The sequence below is a fragment of the Pseudoalteromonas sp. N1230-9 genome, assembly GCF_032716425.1.
Taxonomy (GTDB): domain Bacteria; phylum Pseudomonadota; class Gammaproteobacteria; order Enterobacterales; family Alteromonadaceae; genus Pseudoalteromonas.
Window position 1 is genome coordinate 2,081,376 of record NZ_CP090419.1, and the last position, 19,880, is coordinate 2,101,255.

The window sequence follows — 19,880 nt, forward strand, 5'->3', positions numbered from 1 at the left end:
TGGCTCGATTGGCTCATGGTCATCAAAGCCGAATGTCAGTTGACTCATAGCATGGCTCCTTGTGCGAATAAGCTATCAAGCTCAGTTATTTGCTGTTTTGTTAGCTGATTGAAATACACCCCTTGCCCTTCGCTCATACCACGTAAGAAGGTGTAGTAAACACCGCCTAAATGCGTATCGCTATCGTAATCTTGAATACGTTGTTTTAATAAGCGGTGCAATGCCACGGTATATATCAAATACTGCAAATGATACTGGTGACTGGTCATGGCTTGCTCTAGTTGCTCATGTTGGTAGTCAGCCGCACTATTGCCTAAAAAGTTCGATTTATAATCAAGAATATAATACTTACCCTGCCAGCAAAATATTAAATCTATAAAGCCTTTTAGTAAGCCTTGCACCTCACTAAAATCAAGCTGCCCGGGTAAGTTAAAATGTTTAACTAAAACCTGGTTAAGCTTATCGCTTGAGAGTGATAACAACGGTAAGTTAAATTCCATTTCGACCAAACAGGTATCAGGCTCAAGTACTGATAAACTAAGCCCTTTATCGTTTAATGGGCAATTCAGTGCAGCAAGGATCCACTGCTCGGTCATTTCCTGCCAGCTTTCGTCAATATGGTATTTTTCGAATAACGTTTTGATCACTTTATCAAGTGCGTGGTCGTCTTGCTCAGTGGCTGGACGCTTTAACGCATAAGGGTCAGTAAAGTCTAATTGCTCAAATATTTCATGCAAACAACTACCCGGCTTTGCGCCTTTAGGGAAGCTGTAAGGTGTTAAAGCATTGGCATTTTGGGCTAAAAACTCATCTTTTTCGTGGTCTTCATCACTGCGACCAAGCTCAATATGATCAGTATGCTTTTTCAGCGTTAAGCTACTAAAGCTGGTTGAGCGCCAATCACGCTGAATGTCTGCTTTAACAGTATTAACTTGATAGGCTTGCTCACTGTCAGCACCAGCAAATGTTAACTTTTCAAGCTCATCCGCTTCGCTAAACGCCTCATAGTGCATGTGCGCAGAGCCTTCACAAAATGTTTGTAACAATGCGCGCCATTCATCGCCCGATTTAATCTCTAACCCTGCAAATAATACGTGCCCAATGCTGGTACTTTGAATTCCAGGGCGAGCACTGCGACCTTGCCCAATGTTATACATCCCCACAGAACAAAAATGCACAGCACGAGTCAGCGCCACATAAAGTAAACGTAAATCTTCAGCCAAGCGCTCTTGCTCTGCTTTTTGCATTGCGTCGTCACTTTTAGCAAGGTCATAAATCAGCTTACCGTCTTTATGGTAAAGGGCTTCTTTGCTTTCGCGATAACCGCAGGCAAACGGCATGAATACAATCGGGTACTCTAAGCCTTTTGAGGCGTGCATGGTGACAATTTTCACCAAATTAGCATCGCTTTCTAGGCGAACTTGCACCGCTTCACCATCTTGTTGACTAACTTTTTGCGCAAACCAACGCAGCAATCGATGGGTTCCCTCAAGCTCAATTTGCTTTTGCTGTAAGATCTCCCCTAAATGACGGAAATCGGTGAGCCAGCGCTCAACGTTGTAACCTAAGCCTTGCCAACGTGCTGCGAGCTGATTATGGCTTAATAAACGCTCGAGCATCGCCATAGCGCCTTGTTTATGCCAAATGTGAGCAAGCTGAGCAAAAAAGTTTAAATGCTCTTGCCATGCACTTTCATTTTCGTGAAGCTCATAAATGCGGTTGTAGCTTAAGCAAAACAATGGCCCAGCAAGCACACCTCGCAGTAATGATTCATCATACTGTCCATGCAAGGCCGTTAAAAAGTTCAGTAAATGATGACTAAGCTCTTGGTTAAAAACACTATCTCGCGATAAATACACACTGGCAATGGCGGCTTCTGCCAGTGCTGTTTTCATCAACTGTGCTTCGTTTCTGTCGCGCACTAACACACAGATATCGGCGGCAGTAAGTGGTTTTCCTGCGATAGTTGCAGCGCCTGCACCGGCTTGCTTGAGTAGTTCAGTAATTTTTTTTGTATACTGCAAAGCCAATGCCTGTTGAGCCACCCCTTTGCTGGTTGGCTTGTTATTGGCTTCGGCGTATTCATCAACAAAAACCGAAAATTCAAACGCACTGGGCATTTCACCGTTTATTAAAAACGCTTTTTCTTGTGATTTTCCCTTAGCATTAACCTTTTGAAATGGGATTGCATCGTTGTAAATAAAGCTATTGTCATTTTTAGCAAATAAACGGTTTACGCTATCAACAACCCCTTCACTTGAGCGGTAGTTGGTATCTAGGGTGTATTGTTTGTCATCTGAAACGGCTTTTTTTGCGCCAATATAAGTAAAAATATCTGCACCACGGAAACCATAAATAGCCTGTTTTGGGTCACCTATCATGGCAAGCGTGGTGTTTTTAATGCCATAAATGCGGCTAAAAATGCCATATTGAACTGGGTCGGTATCTTGGAATTCGTCAATCATGGCAACTGGAAACAAAGCGGCAATTTTTTCACTTAATGCGTGGCCTTGCTCACTTAAAAGTGCATGATGCAAGTTACTCAGTAAATCATCTGGAGTAATAACGCCTTGTTCTTGCTTACGTTTAACTAATGCATTTGCCACCCATTTAGCTGCGTATTGCACTATCGCAATTTTCAATCCATTGTTGATAAGGCTACTGAGTGTGGCCATTTCATCAAACTGAGCCAGCATTTCGTGACTGAGTAAGCTACCGTTTTTCTTATAATTTGCAGGGTCGCTTAAATTCTCTGTGCTCCACACTTCAAACGAGTATTTACTGGTACCAAATACAAAAAACAATTCGTCATTGTTTAAGTATTCCTCAAGCGCTGCAAGGCTGTTTTTTCGACCTGGGGTTTTTGAACCACTTAAATCAGATGCTTTTACAGCATTAATAAACTCACTCTCACGGCACGCTTTTTTAAATGCCGGTACTTTTGCCACAAAGTTATCGCGCGCTTGCCATATTACATCAAGGTCGTACTCTGGGGTAATTGTTGCCCCTTGTTTATTAAGTAAACTCACCACCTGTGAATACAGTGACGCCGGCACTGGGAAAATATCGGTAATTGCTTGCGTGCGCTCTTTTGATTGTGGATAAACAAAGGCACGCCAAAAGTCATTAAGGGTTTCTTGAATAAGCTCTCGCTCATCTAAAATAAACTCTAAGTTAAACGCCACGCCGGATTCAAAAGCATGTTGTTTCAGCATTCGCTGACAAAAGCCATGAATGGTGAATATAGCGGCTTCATCCATCGACTTTGCTGCAGCGTCTAGCAAATCAAATGCGGCGTGTTTGTCAGTCACCTCGTTAATCACTTGCTCAATCAGCTCATCATCAGGCTTTTTACCAAGCAGTGCATCTCTGGCATTGATTATACGCGCCCGTACACGGTCTTTAATTTCTTGAGTTGCAGCCTCAGTGAAAGTCACCACCAGTATTTGCTCAACACTCAGCGGTGTATTTAATGGTTCATCTTCACCGGTCGCTTTTTGTAAGCCCAACAAATACCGTAAATACAAACCTGTGATGGTGTAGGTTTTACCTGTACCGGCACTGGCTTCAATAAGGCTTTGCCCACACAGCGCCATACTCATTGGATTAAGTGTTTGCATGATCGGCCTCCTGTGCTAATTCAACAATTGGCGATAACAGCAGCTCGCTCCATTTTATAAACTCTTCTTCACAGTCTTTAAGGCTCTTTATGGTTAAGCGAATGTATGGGTTCTCACCTTCACCTATGCCTATATATTGCGGCGCGAATTTATTGTTTGCTTTAACCATGTCTTTATCTGTTTTTATGTACTCGTAACCACTGACCGGAAAAAACGCCACTGGACGAGTTAAAAGCGTTTCATAAAGCGAGAACCAATCGTTTAAATACTTGCGGGCATCGTCTTCCGACAAGGGTGAAAAACTAATTTGCTTGTCTAAACCAAGAATGAGGGTTTCAACAGGTTGCCCCATTATTTGCGCCGCTAAATGATGCACAAAGCCACGAATTACATCTTTTGCTTTAATACTGGCGGTGCGATAAAACACCTGTTTTTGACCATAAATATGATTTAACCAACCTTCTAGTGTGGTATTGGCTATTTTAATATTTACCTCAACGGGTAATGCTTCATCACCTTGAATATGCGCTTTCACTTGCCCTGCAAGCGCATCAACTCGGTGCTGCATACTTTCAAACACAAGGTCGCCAACATGGGCTTGTGGTAACTCACCGCGCTGCATAATTTGCGCTTTGTTAAGCGGTAGCTCTTGAATGCTAGCTTCGAGAATTTCGTCAAGGTAAAAGTAGCGGCGTAATGCATCTAAACTAAATGGCTCTTCATCTTTAGCGATATCGTTAAATTGCGGTAGGCGTAAACCCAAACTTTGTTGATAAAAGCTCTCGTGCGGTTGGCAAATACTGCGAATAAACTGAGTTAACTCAACACTGCTTTCTGGCTGTACACTAAGCGCTTGCTGTGGCTCAGGATTAACAGCTTGAGCTGGCATCCACACGGGGTTATAGCTGTGTAATTGTGTGGCTAACTGTTTGTTTGCTTTTTGCTCGTCATCAGTTTGGCTTTTATTACCTTCTTTGTTAGTGGTCAGATAATAAGCTGGGTTAAATGGCTGTAAATGCTGATAATTAATTAGCGCCTCTGGTAGCTTTAAGTGAGTTTCTTTATCAGCAAACTCAAAACTACGGGCTATGTATTCCAAAAGCTCGCTCACTAAAGTTGAGGGCATTCTTGGTTGGTTATCAAAGCAAGAACGGCCAATATAACTGATGTATAGATTCTCACGGGCACTTAAAATCGCTTCTAAAAACAGGTAACGGTCATCAAGTTTGCGAGAGCGGTCACCTTTTTGGCGTTTTGAGTAAGGGACTAAGTCAAAACCAATTGGCTGAACGGTACGTGGGTAATCTGCATCATTTAAACCTAGCATGCACACCACTTTAAATGGCACCGCACGCATTGGCATCAACGTACAAAAGTTAACTTGCCCCACTAAAAAGCGCTGCCCTACGCCTTTTTCTTGAATACCTTGTTTTACAAGGTAACTCACAATACGCTGCGAAACGGCTTGTTGGTAATCGCCATTATCATAATGCTTAATCAGTGTATCGAGCACTTTTTGCAGTACTAATAAATCCCAGCTTTGTTCACCTTCATCACTGTACACAGCGCTTAATAACTCTTTTAGAATTTCTGCTTTTTCGTTAAGCGGTGCATCAACTTGCAGCTTGGCTTTATATCGGGCCAGTACATCAATAAATTCAATGAGTTTATTTAAGGTATTCAGTGCCATACCTTCAACTTCATCGGCACTGTAAATCCCCGCAAACGGCAATTGTTCATCCCGTTGCGCTACACCTAATAACAAACGGTTTAAGCCATGTTGCCAGGTATTTAAATCTATTGCGGGTAAGCCAAAACTGTCTTTGTGAGCGGCATCTAAGCCCCATTTAACGCCAACGCGTTCAAGCCAAAAACCTATTTGCTCATACTCATGAGCTTCGAGATTAAATTTTTCGGCAATTTGCGTGACTTGCAGTAAATCAAGAATGTCAGATACACCAAAGCGTGAGTATGGTAAATCAGCTAAACTGGCAAACGAGCTAAGCACAGGTTTTTCTTGCTCTATGGCTAAATCGGCTAACGCATAAGGGATAAAGCGTCGCCCCCCTGCACCACCAAACACTGCCTCAATATACGGGCTATATGTGCCAACATCCGGCATCATTACAATAATATCTTTCGGTGTTAGTGCTTTATTTTCATTGAATAAATTAAGCAAGTAATCGTGTAGTCGTTCGACTTCACGAAGTGGCGTGTGACAATCGCTCAGCACAATACTGGTGTCATCAGTCTGAATCGGCAATTTGCCTTCGTCATTAATAAACCATTCTTTATCAGGCGTTAGTGATTCACCCTTAAATGCTAATTGGTAAATTTCAGACTGAATTTGCGATAGCAAGCTTTGATCAAACTCATTATCGAATCCGTCAAGCCACTGTGCATCTAGTTGCAGTAGCTGCTCAAAATAGTCTCGGCCTAATTTGCCCCACGACGAGAGTAACGGGTTACCAATAAAAAAGTACTCGTGATCAGGGTTTTTAGCATTGTCTTCAAATGCTTGTAACTGCGGGCGTTTGGCATATTTAGCAGCAATCTTGGCTGCTGTTTTTTCATCGAGTATGTCGCCCCAGTAATGCTCACTGGGGTTGAAGAAAAACAAAAACACCTGCGTTTTTTTTGCAATGGCTTGAAACACTTCAAGCTGGCTGCTCGCAATTGCAGAAATACCAAATAAGCTAATACGCTCAGGTAATTGGCTTGCGTCCATTTTTTCAAGGGCTGCAAGCAGTTTGTCTTGCATGTTAGCTCGGTGATATTGGCTTTGCCCAAGTTCTTTACTGTGCGCCACCAGCTTGCGCCAAAGATCCGGTTGCCATGGCGCAATGCCTACATCAACATCATCAAGTTCATCGATGCCCTGCTCCCAAGTGGCAATCCAATTAGGGCGATACATTAAGTATTGGTCATAAACGTCGGCAATTTTCTCGCACAAGGCAAAGGTTTTTTGCCCTTCACTGTCACCATCTAAATAGGTTTTGAGTGGTAAATACAGCGGCTCATCAATGCAGTTTGGTAAAATCGCAAACAGCTTCCAAGCAAGGTTAGCTTTGTTATACGGAGATTCACTGGGTACATCAGGCAATAATTGTTGGTAAAGCTGCCAAATAAAACTCGAAGGCAGCGGAAAATCGACCTGAGCGGCAATCCCTAAGTGTTCACTTAAACCTATTTTTAGCCACTGCGACATACCCGGTGACTGCACGAGCACAATTTCTTTTTTAAAGGGACTTGTTAACGGATTAACTTTAAGAAGAGCGTGAAACCGCGCTTGCAGTGCTTCCATGCGATTTGATTGAATTATATTCAGCACTTTACACTGTCCTTGCCTGAAACTAACTAATTGACACAGTGTAAGATATTTTAATTAGATGGGATAGGTATAAGCGTCACCTAAGCGAATACTTAGGTGACAATTTAAGCTGCCTATGAAATTAAATTAGTTCTGCCAGCATTTCGTCGCTGTATGGTGTTAACGCTTCACCATTTTTAACTTTACTAATGTAATCTGGGTTCGCAATGAATGGGCGGCCAATCGCAATTAAATCAAATTGATCATTCTCAATTGACTCTTTTGCTGATTCAAACGTGTAACTACCCACTCCCACTAAGGTGCCTTTATACGCACTACGTAAGTATTCAGACGTCGTTTTGTCTTCTAAGCTTGCAAAACGCATGCTGTCGTCAAAAATACCGCCATGAAGATAAGCTAGATGGCGACTTTCAAGAGCCGCTAATAAATAATCGAACACGGCTTTATCACGGTTGTCTTCATCCATATTAAAGTATGCACCAGGTGATAAGCGTAACGCTGTTTTATCTGCACCAATTGCAGCAATGACAGCATCGACGACTTCAAGAGCAAAACGTGACATATTTTCTGGTGTTTGACCGTACTGGTCTTCACGTTGGTTGGCAGCAAAATGTAAAAATTGATCAATCAAGTAACCATTAGCACCATGAATTTCCACCCCATCAAAACCTGCTTCAATAGCGTTTTCGGCCGCTTTTGCGTAATCAGTAATTAAACCTTGGATATCTTCAATGGTTGCAGCCTTTGGCGTAACATAAGTAAGTTCACGCATACGAGGAACAGTCCCTTCAACACCGATTGCTGATGGTGCCAGTACATCCCCACCAAAAAAGTGTGGATGGGCAACACGGCCTACATGCCAAAGCTGAGCAAACATCTTGCCGCCTTTCGCGTGCACCGCATCGGTGACTTTTTTCCAGCCCTGAATCTGTTCACTGGTAAACAGACCTGGTGTATTTGGGTAACCTTGCGCATCTGGGCGAATAATGGTTGCTTCGCTAATAATTAAGCCCGCATCGGCACGGCGGGCATAATAATCAACCATCGCTTGGGTAGGTACTAGGTTATCGTCACTCATACAACGTGTAAGTGGTGCCATTAGTACGCGGTTTTGCAGCTCAATGCTGTCATTTAGTTTAAATGGAGAAAGTAAATCGGTTGTCATGGTTTTATCCTTATCTTGAACATACATTCAAGATAAGGGCGAAGCAAGCATACTTCAAGGTTTATTTTGAATAATCGTTCAAGATTACGTAAACTTCACCCAATAAGCACCGAGGAACCCAAATGAGAACTGCTGAATTTGATACTGAATTTGTACTACGCCAAGCCATGCATGCCTTTATGCAACATGGTTATGCCAAGACGAGTATGCAAAAGTTAAAGGAAGTGACTCATCTTCATCCGGGTTCTATTTACGCGGCTTATGGCAATAAAAAAGGCCTATTTTTAGCAGCCACCGAGCAATATCAAAAAGACAGAAACCAACAATTTACAGCGCTTTTCAATGACCAACAACCTATTTTATCGACCCTCAAACATTACTTAACTGTGATTGTCGATGAATGTATTGAAGGTGAAGTTGCTAAAGTGTGTTTGCTTACCAAGAGTATTTCTGAAGTTGAAGGCAACGATCCACAAATTTGCAGTGTACTGCGTGGTAACTTAAATGCTTACGAAAATACTCTTGCCGAGCAACTGCAAAAGGCGCTGGATAATAACGAATTTACAACGAGTAAAACGCCACAGCAACTAGCGCGCTTTTTAGTAATGGGCATATACGGCATTCGTACCTATGCGCTAACAAATCAAGATTCTAAGGCTCTGCAGCAACTTGCTGATGATCTATTCGTTGCATTAATAAATTAATTTACCTAATAACTTTACTTGTCATATTTATTTATCACCTTATGATTAAGGTGTAGCTGTGTATAACTAAAAGAGTGAGCCTGTCATGAATAATGCAACTGCTAAACGTGTTGAAACTGAGTTTGATACTATTCTCGCTTTAGGCGCTAAAAAACGACTCGCTTATATGTTTGAAACGGTTCAAGAGTTCAAACAAGTGTGGATCCTCAATGATGAACATGGCTGCGTCATGCTCTCAAATGAAGACGACGACTGCGTACCTGTATGGCCTAGCCGCGAATTTGCACAAAGCTGGGCAACCGGTGAATGGCAAGATTGCACGCCAAAAGCCATACCAATAAAAGACTGGTTAAGCCGCTGGACACCTGGCCTTGAACAAGACGACTTACTCATTGCCGTGTTTCCAACTGATGAAGATGACGGCACAATTTTATTCCCCGATGAGTTTGACTCACAACTGAGAATGCCAAAAAGACGATTTTAAATTATGGGAGCTTTAAGCTCCCTTATTTATGCAGTTTGCTGTAAACGCAGTGCCGAAATATCTTTTATGGGTGGTTTGCCAAAAAAGCGTGTGTACTCGCGACTAAATTGCGATGCGCTTTCATAACCTACTTTAAGCGCCGCAGAACCTACATCAATGCGTTCATTGAGCATAATTTGCCTTGCCGCCTGCAGTCGTAAGTTTTTTACATACTGTAACGGGCTCATTTTAACAACATCCCGAAAGTGCAGCCTAAATGTTGAAGGACTCATGTGCGCATCACGGGCTAAATCATCAATCGAAAATTGGCTACTGAAGTTTTCTTTCAACCAACATAAGGTCTTGGCTATTTTTTGATGAGCTGAACCAGACATCACAATTTGCCTTAAATAAGGGCTATGCGGGCTATTTAACAAGCGCAATATAATTTCTTTTTTGATCAGTGGCGCTAAATTAGCTTTTAGCAATGGCTCATTGTCGAGTTTGATAAGTCTCAGCAAAGCATCAAGCAAACCGTTATCAGTATCAACTACCGACATGGCTTGGTGTTTAGGGAACTTGTCTTGCCCTGCGAATTCCATTTCAGCGACAATGTGACTTATTTCATGTGCATCTAAGCGTAGATACAAGCCATAAAATGGCTGCTCTTTACTGGCACGCGTTATTTGTGAAGCTACGGGCACATCGACCGATGTCACCAATGATTGGCCATCCGTATAATCATAACTGTGCTCGCTAAGCACAACACGTTTTGAGCCTTGTAAGCTAATGCCCAAACCTAATTGATATACGCAGGCCATGGGTAACGACACTTCACTACGTCTGTAAACGAGTAACTCAGGAATCGTTGTTTCAAAATTACCATCTTCAAGTGCAATCGCTTTTACTGCTTCAATTAATGCCTGACGCATCTAGCCTACCTCTTTTAATTACTCATTTAAGTGTATCACCGTAATTTAAGCTTAGGAGTATTTATGATGATGGTTCGTTATTTTAGGCAAAAATTAAATCATTTATAGCAAGCATAAACATCTGTTATCGATCATAATATATTTTCACATTTTCGATTGCATAGTCTTTGCAATCAACCACTGCTACAAAACCTCAATATATTCAATATCTAAAAATCAAAAGAGAAATTATGAGCCTAAACAACACGAATTTATTTGTGTTTGTCGCGATCGCTGCTTTGGTCACCGTTCATGACAAGCCTTTGTTAAAACGAGCATGTCAGCACGCATTGAATGATGGTGTATCAATGCAAGAGTTATGTGATATTTTACCGCATATTAGTGTGTATTCTGGGGTGCCAAAATCACTGATGGCGCTAGAGATTTTAAAGTCGCTTGATGATATTCAAGGTTCAAATACGTTACTTATCAAGCGCACAGAGCAGCAACTAAAAACCGCACTCACATTTGGTCAGCTACCTTTTGGCATCTAGCAGCAAAACAACACCGTATTTGAGCTTGCTTCTTTAGGCGCACTATTTGCGCTAGAGGATGCCAGCAGTTTAGTAAGCGAGCAACTTAAGCGCTGTGTATTACTTGGTTATAACCGTGAACAACTTGAATTGTTAGTGATAGAACTTGCTAGAAAGGTCAGTAGCAATATTGCCATGCGTGCTAAATGTAATCTCGAAAAGCACTTTGCTATGCTGGGGTAAATTTAAGAAATGGCGGTGACGGAGAGATCTTCCGCCACAAGCAAAATAGCAACTATCCTTTTGAGTGTCGTAATTAACTTAAAATTTTTTAAAAGTTAGTGACTGAGCTTTATGAACAAGTTGAATACTATGCTTTCATACTCTTTATTAACTTAGTAATTTGCTCTAAACCATCATAAGAAGAAGGAAGCTTTCCTTCTTCTTAAACTATTCCAGAAAAAATAATATTCTCAAATTTAGATAATGACTCAGAGTCTTGTTTCTTTAAACCTGCTGAATAACCAGAGTAGCTTTGAATAAACCTGCACAATGTTTTTCTTAAATCAATTTGTAATAATTGAGATTTAACAGACTTATAATTTACGAGTAATATTCTAAAATAATACGTGCAAATTGCGACAAATGATATTGTTGGAACTAATGAAACTAAAAGACCATCTTTAATTGCTGCTATATCTTCAATATTTTTTAAAATTACAAATAACTCAGACAAAATAGGCAAAATTATTACGATTGAAAGGATTCTCAACCAACAGAGAATTGAGTCTTTTTCTTTTGTTTTCTCTACCGCCAAGTCATCAAAACCCTGATATAGCCCGACAAAATTAAAAGCATTTTCGTATTCATCCAAAGAATTTTTTAGCTGATTAACTCGCTTTTCTTTTTCTGAAATTTCTCTTTCCCACTCTACTTTTAACTTCTCAGCCTTTTCTTGGTTTAGATTAAAATCTTTAATACTAGTAATTGAGTCAGAATTTAAAAGGCTTTTGATTATACTAATGGGCATTTCCTTAAGTGCAAAATCAATCTCCAATCGTGCATCTTCTTCGAATTTGTCTAGGTTTGTTAAGATAAAACGCTTTACACGCTCAAAATTCCTAGACAAATCATTTCTTATAGAGAGATCCATCTCAAATAAAAAGCGAAAACAGTCAGAGCAAATCAAATCTAGTTTTCTTTTATCAAGCTGCTCATTACTATCTGATAAACTTTTTATAAAGTAACCACCGATCCACCCTATATTAATTTGACAACACAAATCCCATTGTTCAGGGGTGCTTTCCATTGACCTTAGCACTACTAAAATACAATGGTTTCTCCCTTTCTCATATTCATCTTCTGTTTGAATTGCCTCAACTCTTATCCTAAAAGATTGCAGGGCTTCTTTTGCTTCGGGCTTAACAAATAAATTTTCCATTTTATACCTTTACTAAAATTTTTTTGCGTGGTTCATATTTTTTAAGATATCTTTTTTCTAATAGGATGAACAACCTAAACTTACAGGGAAAATTAACTAATCTTGTAGACTCTATAGACTGGATATTGATTAAACTTTGTTAACATAAATTGCTAATCAACATAGAAATAAGCTACCCACAAAAATAATCTTTTTATAGTTTTTATATAGTTCATTCAAAACTATAAAATTACTTAAGGCCTTACAGGTAGCAAACCTTACTTTTTTAAATCTAATACGTTAAGATAAGTTCAATAAAAACAAGTTCTTTTAAGTTGAAAAAGATGAAAATTGAAGCTAACGACAAGGATTTAAGGGACGTATTTAAACTTGGTTATTTCAAAATACCTCGGTTCCAAAGGCCTTATTCTTGGGAAAAAGATGAAGTTGAAAATTTCTGGGACGATATTACCAAAAATACTTCCCCTGAGTATTTTATTGGTTCAATGGTTGTGTACCAAGACAACAAGCCCTATTTTGGTATTGTGGATGGGCAGCAACGTTTAACAACTATAACGCTTATTCTATCAGCTATAAGAGATGCATTCATAAAGCTAGGAGAGCAAGACCTTGCTCTTGGTGTTCACCAATATGTCGAACAGCCAAACATAGATAATATTAATGAGTTTGTCCTACACTCTGAAACTTCTTTCCCTTATTTGCAAAACCACATTCAAAGTTACTCAGAGCAAAAAATTGATCTTGATGTTGGAACCGAGGAAACAAAGCTTAAAAATGCTTATCAGATAATAACTACCAATCTAGAAAAGTATTCTGGATGCGGTTTTCTTCAATCAGGTCAGTTAGAACTAGTTCCATCAGGAAGTTCGCCAATAACAAGACTCAAAACTCTTAGGGATAAAGTGCTATCTCTTAAGTTAGTGTTTATACAACTAGACAATGAAGACGATGCATACCTTATTTTCGAAACTCTAAACGCAAGAGGTAGAGACCTAAAATCATCTGATCTAGTTAAAAATTTATTATTAAAAACAATAAAAAATACAAATGTTAACATAGATACTCCAAAAGAAGCTTGGGTAAACCTTGTTAATAAATTTGACGACATCGGTGAGATTGATGCCGTAGACAACTTTATACTTCACTACTGGATATCTAAGCATTCATACTGTTCTGAAAAAGAACTTTTTTCAAAAGTTAAAGAGTATGTTCAATGCAAAGATACCGCTCAAAACCTTTTAGCCGACTTTAATTTCTATGGTCTGCTGTACTGTAAAATGCTAAACCCTGATTTCTTTACTTGGGATAAAAATAGAGGAACTAAAATAGTTAAATCGAGTTTACTCACTCTTAACCGATTTAAAGTAAAACAACAATCATCATTTGTACTAGCTTTGTTAGCTAGTTTTGAGAAATAAATCATAACCTTAAATAACCTGCAAAATGCTTTGCAAAAAATAGAACATTTCCACTTTATTTTTAACGCAATAACCTCACAGCGTTCATCTGGGCATATAGTTACGACGTATTCAAAAAATGCAGTGTTGTTATCAAATGCAAAAGATGCAAATGTTGCAAATAAAGTAATAAAAGAACTTTTAGAATCATTAGCTAAAAAACTACCACATTATGAAGAGTTTGAAGTTAAGTTTATGGAACTTATGTTTACTAAGAGCAGATCAAAAGATCGAAATGTTATTAAGTACTGCTTGAGTAGACTTATGCCAGACACTAGTGCATGTCTAGACATAAACTATGATTCTCTCACAATTGAACACCTAATTTCTCAAAGCGACAACAACAGAGATATAGAAGAAATTGGGAGTATTGGAAATTTATTGCTTGTTGACCAAATAACAAACTCAGAAATTTTAAAAAATAAAGCGATTACAGAAAAACTAAACCACTTAAAGGCAGAGAATTATCCTCTTGAGCAATCTTTTATACCTGAAAGCTTTTCTGGCACTTCAGAAGATATTGAACAAAGAGCAAAAAATATAGCTCGTCACTTGTTTCAAAAGAGTCAAATTTAGTTTTTTTGAAGCTTTGCTTGTAGACTGCGAGCACTTCTAATTTCCTTAAGTTCCAGCCTACTCTGAGGTTTACCATTACCTCAGAGTAGAATTCACAAATATGTTGAGCGCCTTTGTAATTGCGAGGCCAATCAAAAAATAGTAAAGAAGCAAAATAACTGCCTAAAGTCATATTACCTATGACACTCAATATTCTCTGACTATTTAATTGAATTAAGCTTAATTTATAACTCTCTAAATTTTTATAACTCCTTTTTCAAAAAACCTAGATATGCACCTGCTACATTCAATGTATGGCTTTCAGCACTTACATGCTTGAGAGAATCTTTCCATAACTATGGAAAATCAAGCTTAAACTTTTAAGTCAATTCAATTTCAAACTGTAACGATTTTTACCCTATAGCAGCTTATATAGGCTTGATAACAAGTAAATAAGTACTAATTGTATGCCCCTCAGGATAAAACCCTACGTCATCTTAATTATGATGAAGGTATAAGAGAAACTTTTTAAATCTATTTTTATAGAATATTTTTGAGATCTTTTAAGAAATGGCGGTGACGGAGAGATTCGAACTCTCGATACGTTGCCGTATACACACTTTCCAGGCGTGCTCCTTCAGCCACTCGGACACGTCACCTTATGCACTAAGTATTTAGCGCCGCGTTATAGTATGAAAACAACCCTACAGACGCAAGGGCTTTTTAAAATACTGTGATTAAGCGATTAGTAATTAAACAAAAAAGGCAAAGTAAATAAAATACCTTGCCTTTCATATTCACTACACGTGTTATTAACGTTGTAATGATGCAGAGAAGTCCAACATACGGTTAAGCGACTTTAATGCGCCTTCGCGTAAATCCATATCAACAAATACTTCTTTACCCTCTGGGTCTGTCAGTGCTTCTTCAATTGCTTTTAAACCATTCATTGCCATCCACGGACAATGTGCACAGCTTTTACATGTTGCGCCTTCACCGGCTGTTGGTGCTTCAAAGAACTCTTTCTCTGGGCATAACTGCTGCATTTTGTAGAAAATGCCACGGTCAGTCGCTACGATAAACTTTTTATTGTCCATGGTTTGCGCAGCTTTGATTAGTTGGCTTGTTGAGCCAACCGCATCAGCAAGGTCAACAATCTCAGCAGGAGACTCTGGGTGAACCAATACAGCCGCATCTGGGTGTAAGGCTTTCATATCCTTAAGTGCTTTGGTTTTAAACTCATCATGAACGATACAGGCGCCATTCCACATGATCATATCGGCACCTGTGTTCTTTTGAATGTAAGAACCTAGGTGTTTATCAGGGCCCCAAATGATTTTTTCGCCTTGCTCATCAAGGTGCTCAACAATTTCAAGAGCACATGATGAGGTAACAATCCAATCGGCACGCGCTTTAACTGCTGTTGACGTATTCGCGTATACAACAACTTTACGATCGGGGTGCTGATCACAAAACGCTGAGAACTCATCAATTGGGCAGCCTACGTCTAACGAACAGGTTGCAGCCAATGTAGGCATCACTACTGTTTTATTGGGCGTTAGGATTTTAGCCGTTTCACCCATGAAACGAACACCTGCCACCACAATAACATCAGCGTCATGCTTTGCACCAAAACGTGCCATCTCTAATGAGTCAGCAACACAACCACCGGTTTCTTCAGCAAGCGCTTGAATTTCAGGATCAGTGTAATAATGGGCAACAAGAACGGCGTTCTTATCTTTTAATAATTGTTTGATACGTGCCTTATACTCAGCTTGCTCGTCTTTTGATAACGGCGCAGGCTTTGGAGGGAAGATATAATCTTCAGGCATAATTTGTTCAGCTAGACTCATTTCTCGACCACTTAGTCCACAGTGCATTCATGGCGCGAATTATACGAGAATCTTACGCTAAAGAACAGTATTGCTGTAAGCTGTTAAGATAAATAAAGGATAACTTAGATAGAAAAGATAAATAAAGAATGGTGGGTCATGATGGACTTGAACCATCGACCAATGGATTAAAAGTCCACTGCTCTACCAACTGAGCTAATGACCCGCTCTGGATATTAAGATGCGTAAATCCGCCGATATAACCATTCAAAGAATGGTGGGTCATGATGGACTTGAACCATCGACCAATGGATTAAAAGTCCACTGCTCTACCAACTGAGCTAATGACCCGCTCTGGATATTAAGATGCGTCAATCCGCCGATATAACCATTCAAGAGAATGGTGGGTCATGATGGACTTGAACCATCGACCAATGGATTAAAAGTCCACTGCTCTACCAACTGAGCTAATGACCCGCTCTGGTGCTTGTTAAGCTGCGTAAATCCGCCGATATAACCATTCAAAAGAATGGTGGGTCATGATGGACTTGAACCATCGACCAATGGATTAAAAGTCCACTGCTCTACCAACTGAGCTAATGACCCGCTCTGGTGCTTGTTAAGCTGCGTAAATCCGCCGATATAACCATTCAAAAGAATGGTGGGTCATGATGGACTTGAACCATCGACCAATGGATTAAAAGTCCACTGCTCTACCAACTGAGCTAATGACCCGCTCTGGTGCTTGTTAAGCTGCGTAAATCCGCCGATATAACCATTCAAAAGAATGGTGGGTCATGATGGACTTGAACCATCGACCAATGGATTAAAAGTCCACTGCTCTACCAACTGAGCTAATGACCCGCTCTGCTGCTTTATAAAAGCAATACGTAAATCCGCCGATTAAAGATTACCATTTAAAAAATGGTGGGTCATGATGGACTTGAACCATCGACCAATGGATTAAAAGTCCACTGCTCTACCAACTGAGCTAATGACCCGCTCTTTTTGCCGCACTTTGACTGTTGTTACCAATCGCCTGCTGCGGGCGCTTATAATACTTATTTAAATGCTGAGTGCAACAGAAAATATCTCTTTTTTTAAGTTTTCATGTCTAGTTGCCTAATTTTAGACCGCTTATATCAAAAAGCAGTCTAATCAGGTCAAATCTACATTTGCGACAAACGTTCTGTGGCTAATTTTGCAGCAGTCGTACTTGGGTACTGGTTAATTAAATCATTAAAGGTTTTTAGTGCTTGTTCAGCTAAACCTTGATCTGCTAACAGATTTCCTAATTTTAACATTGCATCAGGACGCTTGTTAGAATTTGGGTATTCATTGACAACCACTTTAAAGTGCTCAGTTGCACCTGTTGGGTTATTTTGAATAGTTAAAAGCTGACCTAACCAGTAGTGTGCGTTTGAAGCATAGACTGAATTAGGGTATGTCGTTAAGAAGTTTTGAAATTCAGGGATCGCTTGTTCATAACGCTTATCTTTCATTATTAGCGCTACAGCACGCTCATAAGCTTCGTTTTCAGATAAATCTGAACTGATTGCTTGAGAAGCATTAACATCAGTAGATGGAGCTTGAGTCACAGCCGGTTGAGAGTATGCCTGACTGACACGGTTTTCAATTTCCTGATACAACTCACGCTGACGCTGTAAAACTTTCTCGAGCTTATAGCTTTGCTCTTCTGTAATACCACGTACCTGACTTACTTCGTCTTGCAAAATATTAAGCTGTTGTTGAAGTTCAGCTTGTAATAAATTGCGAGACTTCATCATATTCTCTAATGCAGATAAACGTTTCTCTATACTCGATTGCGAGCTTGCAGCTTCTGAAACAGGAGCGGGAGCAGCCCATAACTGAGTGCTCCCGCTTAAGATCATTGCTGCCAAAATAATTTTCGGCTTCATAATGTCTCTTTCTTAGTAAACTAATACTGCACGACGGTTCTTAGCGAACGCTTCTTCAGTGCGAGATTTAACCATAGGCTTCTCTTCACCGTAGCTCACTACCGACATTTGGCTAGCAGATACACCTAGGCTTTGTAGGTATTTTTCAACTGCTTGGCCACGGTGCTCACCTAGAGCAATATTATATTCTGGTGTACCACGCTCATCCGCGTGACCTTCGATTAATACTTTAACAGAAGGGTTTTGTACTAAGAATTCAGCGTGTGCTTGTAAAAGCTCAGCGTATTTGCTTTGGATTTTTGCGTTATCAAAACCAAAGTAAATGATTTGCTCTTGACGTAAAGCTTCATACTTCTCACGAAGTGCTTCTTCAGCTTGTTGCTCAGGAGTAAGCGTTGCAACTTCAACTGTATCATTGTTGGTTGTTTGCTCAACCGCACCTTGGTTAGATTGGTTTGCAGCACCTTCGTCAAGATCAGAAGAAGAGCTACACGCTGCTAATGTCATCACTGGCACAGCAATTAGCAGGCCTTTTAGTGTTTTATTAAGTTGCATTGAATTGATTCCTATATTGAGTAAACCAGTAAAATTACTGTAAGTAAGGCGACCAAGCTGGTGCCTTCACTTGTCCGTCAAGCACAGGTAAACGTGCCTTAAAGCGACCATCCATAGAGACTAAAGCCAGAACCTGCTTATTGTTATGTAGCGTACTATAAATAATCATCGAGCCGTTTGGTGCGATACTCGGTGATTCATCCAGACGTGTTCTTGTTAGTACCTGGAACGCACCTGTAGCTAGCTCTTTCTTAGCAAGATGGTATTGTCCATTAGTACGATTTACCATCACCAGTTCTTTTCCGTCAGGTGAAATCGAACCTGCTAAATTCATATCACCATCAAACGTCATTCGTTTAGCCCTGCCTGTTTTTAAATTTAACTTATAAATCTGAGCATTACCACCCCTTTCAGACGTAAAGACAATATCTTGTCCATTTGGGAACCAAGATGGCTCAGTATCTATACTACGATGGTTTGTTAAACGTCTTTCTTGGCGAGTTGCTAAGTCAAGTAAATAGACTTCTGTGGCACCTGTGCGGTCTTTAGAAAGCACTAATAATAGCTTTTTACCGTCAGGCGAAAATTGAGGTGCACCGTTAATACCTTGGTGGCTTGTAACTAACTCTCGCTTACCTGAATATAAGTCTTGAATATAAATTTGGCTTTGGCGGTTTTCAAATGTTACATAAGCAAGCTTAGTTCCATCTGGTGACCATGCTGGCGACATTAATGGTTCTTTAGAACGTAGTAATACTTGTTCATTAAAACCGTCGTAGTCTGCAACAACTAATTGATATGGTTTTGCATCATCCTCGCGAACGATAACATAGGCAATTTTAGTTAAAAACGCACCTTTTTCGCCTGTGAGTGCTTCATAAACGACATCACTGATACGATGTGCATAACGGCGAAAACCACTTTCAGAAATAACACTCTCACGGGCATCTAAAACATGATCTTGGCTTTGCATTAACTTGCCGTTAGCCATCATTTTTGTTTGACCGCCAGTAATTTGGCCGCGAATTACATCAATTAATTCATACTTTACTAAGTAACGTCCACCCGGTTGCTGCTCTACTTGACCAACCAGTACGGCTTCAACGCCTTTATTTACCCATGCGCCATAATCTACATCAGCATCTTTACCAGGTAACTGTGGCATGGTTGATACATCAATAGGTTTAAATTTGCCGCTGCGCATTAAATCCGCAGAAATAACAGCGCTTAATTTTTCAGGGATAGGACCTACACCTTGATATTTGAATGGTACGACTGCAATTGGACGCGCGCCGTCAATACCTTCAGTAATCACTATTTCAAGTGCAGCACTGGCAATGCCATGAAAGCCCAGTAATACAATAAAACATACAGTTTTTATCTGGTTAAACATA

Annotated in this window: 14 protein-coding genes and 8 tRNA genes; 5 read left to right on the forward strand and 17 right to left on the reverse strand. The window is 40.0% G+C overall.

The annotated features are described in order from the left end of the window. Nucleotides 1-44: 44 nt before the first annotated feature. The 3 genes from recB to LY624_RS09725 form a co-directional block, all read right to left on the reverse strand. Nucleotides 45-3,620 (reverse strand): exodeoxyribonuclease V subunit beta, encoded by a 3,576-nt coding sequence (recB, locus tag LY624_RS09715; protein WP_130150074.1) that lies wholly within the window; start codon nt 3,618-3,620, stop codon nt 45-47. Then, complete coding sequence (recC, locus tag LY624_RS09720) at nt 3,607-6,951, reverse strand: exodeoxyribonuclease V subunit gamma (RefSeq protein ID WP_341802871.1); 3,345 nt, start codon at nt 6,949-6,951, stop codon at nt 3,607-3,609. The genes recB and recC overlap by 14 nt, the downstream gene beginning before the upstream one ends. Nucleotides 6,952-7,072: 121 nt before the next feature. Then, nucleotides 7,073-8,116 (reverse strand): alkene reductase, encoded by a 1,044-nt coding sequence (locus LY624_RS09725; RefSeq protein WP_341802872.1) that lies wholly within the window; start codon nt 8,114-8,116, stop codon nt 7,073-7,075. A gap of 122 nt (nt 8,117-8,238) precedes the next feature. Between LY624_RS09725 and LY624_RS09730 the strand changes: the two genes are divergently transcribed. Both LY624_RS09730 and LY624_RS09735 read left to right on the forward strand, forming a co-directional pair. Next, nucleotides 8,239-8,820, forward strand: coding sequence for a TetR/AcrR family transcriptional regulator (locus tag LY624_RS09730; RefSeq protein ID WP_130150077.1), 582 nt, complete (start codon nt 8,239-8,241; stop codon nt 8,818-8,820). Nucleotides 8,821-8,905: 85 nt separating this feature from the next. Further along, the gene (locus LY624_RS09735; RefSeq protein ID WP_237114174.1) at nt 8,906-9,304 is read left to right on the forward strand and encodes a DUF2750 domain-containing protein; all 399 of its coding nucleotides are present in this window, start codon (nt 8,906-8,908) and stop codon (nt 9,302-9,304) included. A gap of 26 nt (nt 9,305-9,330) precedes the next feature. Here the strand turns inward: LY624_RS09735 and LY624_RS09740 are convergent, their stop codons facing one another. After that, a complete protein-coding gene (locus tag LY624_RS09740; RefSeq protein ID WP_130150079.1) occupies nt 9,331-10,215 on the reverse strand; it encodes an AraC family transcriptional regulator in 885 nt (294 codons plus the stop codon). Between the two features lie 230 nt (nt 10,216-10,445). On the opposite strand from LY624_RS09740, the gene LY624_RS09745 reads away from it, so the two are divergent. Further along, nucleotides 10,446-10,748 carry a carboxymuconolactone decarboxylase family protein gene (locus LY624_RS09745; RefSeq protein ID WP_341802873.1) on the forward strand — a complete coding sequence of 101 codons (303 nt, stop codon included), beginning with the start codon at nt 10,446-10,448 and terminating at the stop codon, nt 10,746-10,748. Between the two features lie 424 nt (nt 10,749-11,172). Here the strand turns inward: LY624_RS09745 and LY624_RS09750 are convergent, their stop codons facing one another. Further along, nucleotides 11,173-12,168 carry a hypothetical protein gene (locus LY624_RS09750; protein WP_341802874.1) on the reverse strand — a complete coding sequence of 332 codons (996 nt, stop codon included), beginning with the start codon at nt 12,166-12,168 and terminating at the stop codon, nt 11,173-11,175. 323 nt (nt 12,169-12,491) lie between these two features. Here LY624_RS09750 and LY624_RS09755 point away from each other — a divergent pair, with 323 nt between their 5' ends. Both LY624_RS09755 and LY624_RS09760 read left to right on the forward strand, forming a co-directional pair. After that, nucleotides 12,492-13,586, forward strand: coding sequence for a DUF262 domain-containing protein (locus LY624_RS09755; protein ID WP_341802875.1), 1,095 nt, complete (start codon nt 12,492-12,494; stop codon nt 13,584-13,586). Between the two features lie 30 nt (nt 13,587-13,616). Beyond that, nucleotides 13,617-14,201, forward strand: a complete 585-nt coding sequence (locus LY624_RS09760) for a GmrSD restriction endonuclease domain-containing protein (RefSeq protein WP_341802876.1) — start codon at nt 13,617-13,619, stop codon at nt 14,199-14,201. Between the two features lie 550 nt (nt 14,202-14,751). Here the strand turns inward: LY624_RS09760 and LY624_RS09765 are convergent. The 12 genes from LY624_RS09765 to tolB all read right to left on the reverse strand — a co-directional run bounded on the left by LY624_RS09765 (nt 14,752) and on the right by tolB (nt 19,879). Further along, nucleotides 14,752-14,839: transfer RNA gene (locus LY624_RS09765), tRNA-Ser, on the reverse strand. A gap of 153 nt (nt 14,840-14,992) precedes the next feature. Beyond that, complete coding sequence (gene nadA / locus LY624_RS09770) at nt 14,993-16,033, reverse strand: quinolinate synthase NadA (RefSeq protein ID WP_237118390.1); 1,041 nt, start codon at nt 16,031-16,033, stop codon at nt 14,993-14,995. 129 nt (nt 16,034-16,162) lie between these two features. Next, a tRNA-Lys gene (locus LY624_RS09775) sits at nt 16,163-16,238 on the reverse strand. 49 nt (nt 16,239-16,287) lie between these two features. Beyond that, a tRNA-Lys gene (locus LY624_RS09780) sits at nt 16,288-16,363 on the reverse strand. Nucleotides 16,364-16,413: 50 nt separating this feature from the next. Further along, nucleotides 16,414-16,489: transfer RNA gene (locus LY624_RS09785), tRNA-Lys, on the reverse strand. A gap of 53 nt (nt 16,490-16,542) precedes the next feature. Continuing rightward, a tRNA-Lys gene (locus tag LY624_RS09790) sits at nt 16,543-16,618 on the reverse strand. 53 nt (nt 16,619-16,671) lie between these two features. Beyond that, nucleotides 16,672-16,747: transfer RNA gene (locus LY624_RS09795), tRNA-Lys, on the reverse strand. Nucleotides 16,748-16,800: 53 nt separating this feature from the next. Next, nucleotides 16,801-16,876 (reverse strand) — tRNA-Lys (locus LY624_RS09800). 61 nt (nt 16,877-16,937) lie between these two features. Next, nucleotides 16,938-17,013, reverse strand: a tRNA-Lys gene (locus tag LY624_RS09805). Nucleotides 17,014-17,181: 168 nt separating this feature from the next. Then, nucleotides 17,182-17,931, reverse strand: a complete 750-nt coding sequence (gene ybgF / locus LY624_RS09810; protein ID WP_062569300.1) for a tol-pal system protein YbgF — start codon at nt 17,929-17,931, stop codon at nt 17,182-17,184. A 12-nt stretch (nt 17,932-17,943) separates the two neighbouring features. Further along, complete coding sequence (pal, locus tag LY624_RS09815; RefSeq protein WP_062569301.1) at nt 17,944-18,486, reverse strand: peptidoglycan-associated lipoprotein Pal; 543 nt, start codon at nt 18,484-18,486, stop codon at nt 17,944-17,946. 34 nt (nt 18,487-18,520) lie between these two features. Beyond that, nucleotides 18,521-19,879: a Tol-Pal system beta propeller repeat protein TolB gene (gene tolB, locus LY624_RS09820; RefSeq protein ID WP_130150105.1), complete on the reverse strand. Its 1,359-nt coding sequence runs from the start codon at nt 19,877-19,879 to the stop codon at nt 18,521-18,523. Nucleotide 19,880 lies beyond the last annotated feature (1 nt).

Excerpts from the sequence above, each read along its gene's own strand:
- recB (WP_130150074.1), bottom strand. The coding sequence starts at position 3,620 with ATGCAAACACTTAATCCAATGAGTATGGCGCTGTGTGGGCAAAGCCTT.
- LY624_RS09725 (WP_341802872.1), bottom strand. The coding sequence starts at position 8,116 with ATGACAACCGATTTACTTTCTCCATTTAAACTAAATGACAGCATTGAG.
- LY624_RS09730 (WP_130150077.1), top strand. The coding sequence starts at position 8,239 with ATGAGAACTGCTGAATTTGATACTGAATTTGTACTACGCCAAGCCATG.
- LY624_RS09735 (WP_237114174.1), top strand. The coding sequence starts at position 8,906 with ATGAATAATGCAACTGCTAAACGTGTTGAAACTGAGTTTGATACTATT.
- LY624_RS09740 (WP_130150079.1), bottom strand. The coding sequence starts at position 10,215 with ATGCGTCAGGCATTAATTGAAGCAGTAAAAGCGATTGCACTTGAAGAT.
- LY624_RS09745 (WP_341802873.1), top strand. The coding sequence starts at position 10,446 with ATGAGCCTAAACAACACGAATTTATTTGTGTTTGTCGCGATCGCTGCT.
- LY624_RS09750 (WP_341802874.1), bottom strand. The coding sequence starts at position 12,168 with ATGGAAAATTTATTTGTTAAGCCCGAAGCAAAAGAAGCCCTGCAATCT.
- LY624_RS09755 (WP_341802875.1), top strand. The coding sequence starts at position 12,492 with ATGAAAATTGAAGCTAACGACAAGGATTTAAGGGACGTATTTAAACTT.
- nadA (WP_237118390.1), bottom strand. The coding sequence starts at position 16,033 with ATGAGTCTAGCTGAACAAATTATGCCTGAAGATTATATCTTCCCTCCA.
- ybgF (WP_062569300.1), bottom strand. The coding sequence starts at position 17,931 with ATGAAGCCGAAAATTATTTTGGCAGCAATGATCTTAAGCGGGAGCACT.
- pal (WP_062569301.1), bottom strand. The coding sequence starts at position 18,486 with ATGCAACTTAATAAAACACTAAAAGGCCTGCTAATTGCTGTGCCAGTG.
- tolB (WP_130150105.1), bottom strand. The coding sequence starts at position 19,879 with ATGTTTAACCAGATAAAAACTGTATGTTTTATTGTATTACTGGGCTTT.